Genomic DNA, 7,474 nt, shown 5'->3' on the forward strand with positions numbered 1-7,474 from the left:
CAAACGTTAACGAATTTCGTCAGGAATGTTTTGTTGTGCCCAAGAAAGTAATTCAATACGGTTACGACATTTAGTTTTTCTAAATGCACTGTATAAATGAGTTTTAACCGTATGCGGGCTAATACTTAACTCTTCAGCAATTTCTTTATTTTTAGAACCATTACTCATTAACGAGATAATTGCTTTTTCACGCTTCGTTAGCTTTATTGGTTCAATATCACCATCAGTTAGCTTATGCAGGGCATCTTTATTAAATTGCAGCATGCGGTTAAGCGCATTACACATAATGTCACGACGATACCAAAGCTGATCTTCGAGTAATAAACGAATCCCTTTCATGAGTACATCGGCATTATCTGTGGTGTAAAATACACCACGAATACCGCTAAGTAATGCGCGATTAGCAAGCTCTGGGTTTTCATCTAAATTGAACAACACAATATCGCACTTGATGCGTAAATTAACGAGTTGCTCTTTTAGCTTTGTCCATGCGTCTTTACTTGATGTTTCAATGAACAATAAGCGAGTACCTACCGGAACATCTAAAATATTTGTACCCGTAGTTACGTCAAGGCCTTGCGTTTTTAACAATGGCTCTAAAACGTTAATACCAATAGTGTTAATTGGTTCTTCATCTAACAACAAAAAGGCTGAACTGCTCATGTTTTTTTACTCTTTTATAAAGCTGGCTAATTAATTTTACCACAATCCCTACACACCTTTTGTATTAGAAAATCATTATTTCACTGGAGAAAAGGTGCGATTTCCGATTATTTAAACATAAAATGTTGCAAATAAGTAATTGTTTTTTTTCGTGTAGTAAGAAAAACGCCGTATTTTTGATTTTTTTAAACTAATCTAAGATTTAACTAAGCACTATAGCGCCGTTTTTTTAGTTTCTTGGTATGGAGGCCAGCCCATTTCTTTACCTGCGAGCATATGTAAATGTATGTGATACACAGTTTGGCCACCATGTTCATTACAGTTCATCACAACGCGGTAGCCGTCATCGCTAAAGTTGTGTTGCTTGGCCAGTTTTGCGGCGACCGTGTATAAATTACCAACTAAATGTGAGTTTTCATTATTTATATCATTTATAGTGGCAATTGGTTGCTTGGGAATAATTAATACATGAAATGGCGCTTGAGGATTAATGTCTTTAAACGCTAGCGTGTCATCGTCTTCGTAAATAATATCTGCTGGAATTTCGCGATTAATAATTTTAGTAAAAATAGTCTCTTGGCTCATAACGATGACTCTAATTTATTTGATTAATATATGTGTCACTAATGACAAATTTTGCTAGCAGTGTCAAACTGAAATCAACTAAAGGAGTAATTATGCGTAAATCAATATTATTAGGCAGTGTAGCGGCGCTCTTAGTGAGTGCATCGAGTTTGGCAGAAAATATTCACTTTCCTGAGGAATTTGTTCCTTTGCAAGTGGGTGAACGAATAATTGAAAGTTCGCTTTTTAGTCGTGTTGATGATGTTGAATTAGCACCGGGTACTTATCAGCTAAAACTTAAATACACAGATTTATATGACTTAGGTTATGACGATCATGAAGTGATTGAGTCAGAACCTTTTTGGGTGAATGTAACCATTGAAGCGGGTAAAGATTACACCTTAGTATTTAATCGTGCTGAAAATGCGGTAGCGGCAAAAGTATTTGCTGAGGCACCGCAAGTGAGTTTAAAAGCAAAAGGCAGCACCTTAGCTAAGCCATTAAATATTATTGCCGAACGACAAGTTCAAAGCGCACAGTTTAACCAGCAAACAACAGCAACCCCAGCGGGCCCGCAAAAACCGAGTCGTCCCATTAAACCGATTACGCCAATTAATGGAAAAGGCATGCCAAGTGCGGCAAATATGCTCGACTTTTGGTGGCAACAAGCAACGCTCGCTGAAAGGCAGGCTTTTTTAGATAAAGTAACAAAATAATTAAGCATTAAAAAAGGGCCAAATTGGCCCTTTTTAGTTTATTGGTAACGCTATTATTTATTCAAATAACGCGTCAATGGTACCTTGTGCAAGTGGGTGATAACCCGGACGTGCTTTTAAGTACACGCTTTGTGCCCAGCCTTTTTTACCATGTGTAATAAGTGCTTTGTAAAGTGGCACTATTAGCTTACGACGACCAATACCCGATAAGTGTTTATCAAGCGCAGGGTAAATCGGTTGGTAACCGTTACCCACTGCTAGCATGTACCATGCAAATGCGCGTTCTGCGTTAGTTGATTGGGTTAAGTTAAACTCGCCGTCTAATTCAGTCATTTTTTCAATGCTTAAATCGCGCGGTAGGTTATTTAAAAAGTGCAGCCACTCATGCACTGTCCAATTTGCAGTAGGTAATTGTGCGGCAGTTGTATCCCCCTTTAACCATGCTTGTGTTGCAGCATCTACTTTATCGAACGCATCAGAGGTAGGGTTAGGTGCATCACTTGGTAAACCTGGCTCAAAAATCCACTCGTTCACTTTATCCATGCTCACTACACCAGGGTACTTTTCAATTAAGTTAGCTTTGATGTAAGTCACAAATTGCGCAGTGGTTAGCGATTTAAACGCAAATTCATTAAAGTAAGTTTTAACAAAGTCATCAAACTTATCACGGCCATATTTTTCTTCTAGGTAGATTAAAAATAGCTGACCCTTTGTGTAAGGCACTGAGCTAAACGCATCATCCGGATCGCGGCCATTAAGTTTTAAATTAAGGCGAGTGTCTGGTGCATCAATGGTTTTAAGTTGCGCACGCAGACCAGCAGCATCAAGCGCTTGCTCCATTACTGCACGGTCGCGACCAAATACTTCTTCCATAATGCGGTTTTCAACGTAAGAGGTAAATCCTTCGTTTAACCATAAGTCTTCCCATGTGGCATTGGTTACTAAGTTACCAGACCAAGAGTGAGCAAGCTCATGTGCAATCAGGTTAACTAGGCTTTTATCGCCAGCAACAACGGTTGGGGTAATAAATGATAGACGCGGGTTTTCCATGCCACCAAATGGGAAGCTAGGCGGTAGCATAAGTAAGTCATAGCGACCCCATGCATAGTCGCCGTACATCGCATTGGTTTTGTCGATCATCGCTTGGGTGTCATTAAACTCAGCAACTGAGGCATCCAAAATAGTCGGTTCAGCAAAAATACCGGTTTGTTTAGACATCGCTTTAAATTCTAAGTTACCAGCACCAATCGCAATTAGGTAAGGCGAAATTGCTTGTGGCATATTGAAGTGGTAATCACCGTCTTTATAAAGGGCATCTTTATTATCGGCACTCATTACCGCACGCACATCTTCAGGGGTATGAATACGTGCAGAATAAGTCACACGCATTGCTGGGGTATCTTGCACAGGGATCCAACTACGTGCATGTATCGCTTGCGATTGACTATACATAAACGGGTGCGTTTTACTGGCTGTTTGCTCTGGCGTTAACCACTGTAAGCCCGACGCTTCTGGGCGACTGTTGTAGTAAATACGGACTTTTTCAGCTTGGCTTTTAAATGTAATGGTTAGTTTTGAGCCTTTAACATCGTCGCGATTAGCAAGGTTAAAACTGGCTTTATGCCAATTGCCATTGGCTGTTTGATACATCACTTTATCAATATCAAGATCGCGGGTATCAAGTACTAGCTTTGTGCTTTTCGCGTTTTGCCACTGTAGCGTATGCTCAACAAAACCTTCCAATTGCTTATCAGCAAAGTCGATGTCTAAATCAAGGTTTAAATGCGTGGTGATAACATCATCAAGGTTGGCGTAGGAATTTTGATCAATAGCGCTAGCCATTACTTGCGAGCACATACCGGCCATAGCGAGGCTTAAAAAAAGAGGTTTGATTTTCATAATTACCTTGAGTACAAATAAAAAAGTACCCGTTTTATAACATGATTGCCACAGTGGGTTGAACAATTTTTACAAGCTGATGCGCAATTTGCGACGATGAGTTAAACTAGAGCGATTAATTACTGGTACCTTTAGGACCCTTGTGGCGCACTCATTACAACCCCTACATACATTTGCATTAAGTAGCCAATGCCAAAATTTTATTGAGATCACCGACTCAGCGCAGCTTCAAACTCAGAGCTTTAACGCGCCTTTTTGTCTGTTAGGGGAGGGCAGTAATACCATTTTTTTAAATGATTATGCTGGCACGGTTATTAAAATGGCGACCCAAGGAATTAATATTACTGAACGGGAAAATGATTTTTTAGTCAGTGCGGCTGCCGGTGAAAATTGGCATCAATTAGTGACTTACTTGCTTGAGCAAAGCATAGCAGGGTTTGAAAATTTAGCACTCATACCTGGCACAGTCGGTGCTGCGCCAGTGCAAAATATTGGTGCCTACGGTTTAGAAATAGCACAATTTATAGAAGCTGTTGACTATTTTGATATTAATAGCAACTGCTTCAAATCTTTAACTAATCAGCAATGCCACTTTGCTTATCGTGAATCGGTTTTTAAACACGCGTTAAAAAATAAAGCGGTGATCACCCAAGTGCACTTTAAACTGCCAAAAATATGGCAACCAGTACTCAGTTATGGACCGCTACAACAACTAAAAAACCCGACGCCACAGCAAGTATGTGAGCAGGTGATACAAACACGCAATAGCAAACTCCCAGACCCTTATAAACTAGCTAATGCTGGGAGTTTTTTTAAAAACCCCATTATTACGAATGCTGCGTTAGTGCCGTTACTTGCGCAGTTTCCTGAGTTACCTCATTACCCACACGGAGCCGGTCATCATAAAGTTGCAGCGGGGTGGTTAATAGAGCAAGCGGGATTAAAGGGATATAAGATTGCCGGTATTGAAGTGCATCAGCAGCAAGCTTTGGTGCTCGTTAACCATGGTCACAGTACAGGGGATGATTTGATCAGCATGATCACCCATATTCAAAACACTGTTTTAGCGCGCTATAACATAAACTTAGAACACGAAGTGCGGTTAATTGATCAACACAATGAATGCCATATCTCTTTGGAGCAATCAGCATGAAAGCACCTGATGGAAACAAGCTGGCTATTTTAAATGCGCTTAATAAAGGCGGGTTTGTCTCTGGGCAAGCTTTAGGAGAGGAATTAGGAATTAGTCGTGCCGCTGTTAGTAAACACATTCAAAGCCTACAAGCTATGGGCTTAGATGTATTTAAAGTTACAGGTAAAGGCTATTGCTTAAATAACCAAGTAGGATTACTTAATCAGGAAAAAATACAACAGCTTTATGCTGAGTTAGGGCAAAATACCGCTAATATTGAAGTGCAGCCGCTCATTGATTCAACCAACAGCGAACTAATGCGCCGCATTCAGGCTAAAACACCACTTCAGTCGGGCACGGTAATCGTTGCCGAAATGCAGCAAGCAGGTCGGGGGCGTCGAGGGCGTGTATGGCAATCGCCATTTGGTGCCAACTTATACTACAGCTATTTTTGGCGATTAGATGATGGTTTACAAGCCGCTATGGGTGTATCGATTGCGGTTGGTTTAGCGGTGTATGATGCGATAAAAGCACTTTATGGTATTGATGTAGAGTTAAAGTGGCCAAACGACATTTACATAAACAAACAAAAGCTCGCTGGCGTATTAGTTGAATTAGACGGGCAACCACAAGGGCCCTGTCAGTTGGTGATAGGAATTGGTATTAATTTAAATATGCCACAAAGTGCAAGTCAGCACATTGACCAAGCATGGACAGATTTAAGTCAGCACACCCAGCAGCTAGATAAAAATCAATTAGTAGCTTCATTAACTTATTGGTTAGAGCAGCGCTTAGCGCAATATCGCGAGAACGGCTTACAAACTATGTATCAACAATGGAATGCATTAAATGCGTTTGCAGGCGAGCAGGTAGAGCTTAATACTGGGCATCGTAGTTGGCGTGGCATTTGTGAAGGTATAGATGCGCACGGTGGTGTACGTATTCGCCAAGACGGCGAAGTAAAAAGTTATTATGGCGGCGAGATTTCATTAAGAAAGGCGCAAGCATGAGATTGTTAATTGATGTAGGTAATACTTCACTCAAAGCCGTATTGTGGGAAAACGGGCAAATACAGCCATGTGATATTAATAATATTTCATGGCAGCAAATTACGGTTGTTATTTACGCTTGTGTTGGTCGTAGCGAGTTACTTAAACAATTATTAGCGCAAGCCAAAACGCATAATATTGATTGTTTTGAGGCTACGGTTAGTAGTGAGCTTGGTGGGTTGCGCTGCGCGTATCAGCAAGTAGGTAATTTGGGTATAGATAGATGGTTGGCGCTTATTAGCGGTTATACGCTTTACCCTAATACGGCTGCTATTGTTGTTGATGCTGGCACGGCTACTACTATAGACGTTCTCAATAATGATGGGCAGCATCTAGGAGGCTGGATATTACCTGGGCTTGATTTAATGACCTCATCACTCACTCAAAATACTCAGCGGGTATTTGATGATGCAAACACGCCATTTGCTAATGAGCTTGGAAAAAACACCCCTAATGGGTTAAAAAACGGAGCCTTAGTGGCAACTATGGGTGCCATTGAGCAAGCAAGATTGCATTTAAAGACAAAAAATAGCCTCTTAATTTTTGCGGGTGGTTATGGTCAGCTGTTACAAGGGCATTTTTCACAGAGTATTTTCGACCCAATGCTAGTAATGAAAGGCTTAAATTACTGGTATGAGTTAGCTAAAAAGAGTTAAAAACAACAAAAAAACAGCTTTTTGCGCGAATAGTGAGCATTTGAAGCATTAAATCACATTTTTTTTAATTTTTTGGTTGCATCCCAATAAACCTTACTCTAGAATCTCGCCCCGTACTAAAGCAGTGCCGACTTAGCTCAGCTGGTAGAGCAACTGACTTGTAATCAGTAGGTCAACCGTTCGACTCGGTTAGTCGGCACCACTTTCCTTTTACCGGAAGTGCTTAGTAAAGAATTATCGTGGAGGGGTTCCCGAGCGGCCAAAGGGATCAGACTGTAAATCTGACGGCTCAGCCTTCGCTGGTTCGAATCCAGCTCCCTCCACCACTTTATTCTAGACGGTTAGAGGTAGTTTAAGAACAGGTTCCTTAAAGCGGGCATCGTATAATGGCTATTACCTCAGCCTTCCAAGCTGATGATGCGGGTTCGATTCCCGCTGCCCGCTCCAATTTGATGATGCTGATATAGCTCAGTTGGTAGAGCGCACCCTTGGTAAGGGTGAGGTCGGCAGTTCAAATCTGCCTATCAGCACCAGTCAATCGAATCGCCTTAAACACTTCCTTTATCTGTCAGAAAAAACTATTTGAAATTTGAAAAAATTAACTTAATCTACCTATGGTGGATTATTTTCATATGTAATCTAGATACACAAAACTGATAGGTTCCGTCATGGCAAAAGAAAAGTTTGAACGCGTAAAACCGCACGTAAACGTTGGTACAATCGGCCACGTTGACCACGGTAAAACTACACTAACTGCAGCAATCACTAACGTACTTGCAAAAGTATACGGCGGTG

8 protein-coding genes and 4 tRNA genes are annotated in these 7,474 nt (G+C 41.0%); 9 read left to right on the plus strand and 3 right to left on the minus strand.

What is annotated here, in order from left to right:
* Positions 1–6 precede the first annotated feature (6 nt).
* Entirely contained in the window at positions 7–663 is a 657-nt protein-coding gene (locus QL986_RS13155; RefSeq protein ID WP_008108518.1) for a response regulator transcription factor, read from the minus strand.
* A 213-nt stretch (positions 664–876) separates the two neighbouring features.
* Positions 877–1,248 (minus strand): histidine triad nucleotide-binding protein, encoded by a 372-nt coding sequence (locus tag QL986_RS13160; protein WP_013466185.1) that lies wholly within the window; start codon positions 1,246–1,248, stop codon positions 877–879.
* Between the two features lie 92 nt (positions 1,249–1,340).
* Here QL986_RS13160 and QL986_RS13165 point away from each other — a divergent pair, with 92 nt between their 5' ends.
* Entirely contained in the window at positions 1,341–1,943 is a 603-nt protein-coding gene (locus QL986_RS13165) for a DUF2057 domain-containing protein (protein ID WP_013466184.1), read from the plus strand.
* A 57-nt stretch (positions 1,944–2,000) separates the two neighbouring features.
* On the opposite strand, the gene QL986_RS13170 is transcribed toward QL986_RS13165, so the two are convergent.
* Positions 2,001–3,842, minus strand: a complete 1,842-nt coding sequence (locus QL986_RS13170; protein WP_290191627.1) for a M1 family metallopeptidase — start codon at positions 3,840–3,842, stop codon at positions 2,001–2,003.
* Between the two features lie 142 nt (positions 3,843–3,984).
* Here QL986_RS13170 and murB point away from each other — a divergent pair, with 142 nt between their 5' ends.
* The 8 genes from murB to QL986_RS13210 all read left to right on the plus strand — a co-directional run.
* Positions 3,985–4,995, plus strand: coding sequence for a UDP-N-acetylmuramate dehydrogenase (murB, locus tag QL986_RS13175; protein WP_096038835.1), 1,011 nt, complete (start codon positions 3,985–3,987; stop codon positions 4,993–4,995).
* Positions 4,992–5,984 (plus strand): bifunctional biotin--[acetyl-CoA-carboxylase] ligase/biotin operon repressor BirA, encoded by a 993-nt coding sequence (birA, locus tag QL986_RS13180; RefSeq protein WP_024602235.1) that lies wholly within the window; start codon positions 4,992–4,994, stop codon positions 5,982–5,984. The genes murB and birA overlap by 4 nt, the downstream gene beginning before the upstream one ends.
* Entirely contained in the window at positions 5,981–6,679 is a 699-nt protein-coding gene (locus QL986_RS13185) for a type III pantothenate kinase (RefSeq protein ID WP_024602234.1), read from the plus strand. Before birA ends, QL986_RS13185 begins: the two co-directional genes overlap by 4 nt.
* 126 nt (positions 6,680–6,805) lie before the next feature.
* Positions 6,806–6,881: transfer RNA gene (locus tag QL986_RS13190), tRNA-Thr, on the plus strand.
* A gap of 39 nt (positions 6,882–6,920) precedes the next feature.
* Positions 6,921–7,005 (plus strand) — tRNA-Tyr (locus QL986_RS13195).
* A 46-nt stretch (positions 7,006–7,051) separates the two neighbouring features.
* Positions 7,052–7,126, plus strand: a tRNA-Gly gene (locus QL986_RS13200).
* 10 nt (positions 7,127–7,136) lie between these two features.
* Positions 7,137–7,212 (plus strand) — tRNA-Thr (locus QL986_RS13205).
* A gap of 135 nt (positions 7,213–7,347) precedes the next feature.
* Positions 7,348–7,474, plus strand: a 127-nt coding sequence (locus QL986_RS13210; protein WP_033023824.1) for a GTP-binding protein, incomplete at its 3' end; no start/stop codon positions are given.

Origin of the sequence: Pseudoalteromonas sp. APC 3250 (assembly GCF_030407915.1) — a bacterium.
Classification (GTDB): domain Bacteria; phylum Pseudomonadota; class Gammaproteobacteria; order Enterobacterales; family Alteromonadaceae; genus Pseudoalteromonas; species Pseudoalteromonas tetraodonis.

Bases quoted from the DNA above. Each gene is read 5' to 3' on its own strand.
- QL986_RS13155 (WP_008108518.1), bottom strand. From the start codon at position 663: ATGAGCAGTTCAGCCTTTTTGTTGTTAGATGAAGAACCAATTAACACT.
- QL986_RS13160 (WP_013466185.1), bottom strand. From the start codon at position 1,248: ATGAGCCAAGAGACTATTTTTACTAAAATTATTAATCGCGAAATTCCA.
- QL986_RS13165 (WP_013466184.1), top strand. From the start codon at position 1,341: ATGCGTAAATCAATATTATTAGGCAGTGTAGCGGCGCTCTTAGTGAGT.
- QL986_RS13170 (WP_290191627.1), bottom strand. From the start codon at position 3,842: ATGAAAATCAAACCTCTTTTTTTAAGCCTCGCTATGGCCGGTATGTGC.
- birA (WP_024602235.1), top strand. From the start codon at position 4,992: ATGAAAGCACCTGATGGAAACAAGCTGGCTATTTTAAATGCGCTTAAT.
- QL986_RS13185 (WP_024602234.1), top strand. From the start codon at position 5,981: ATGAGATTGTTAATTGATGTAGGTAATACTTCACTCAAAGCCGTATTG.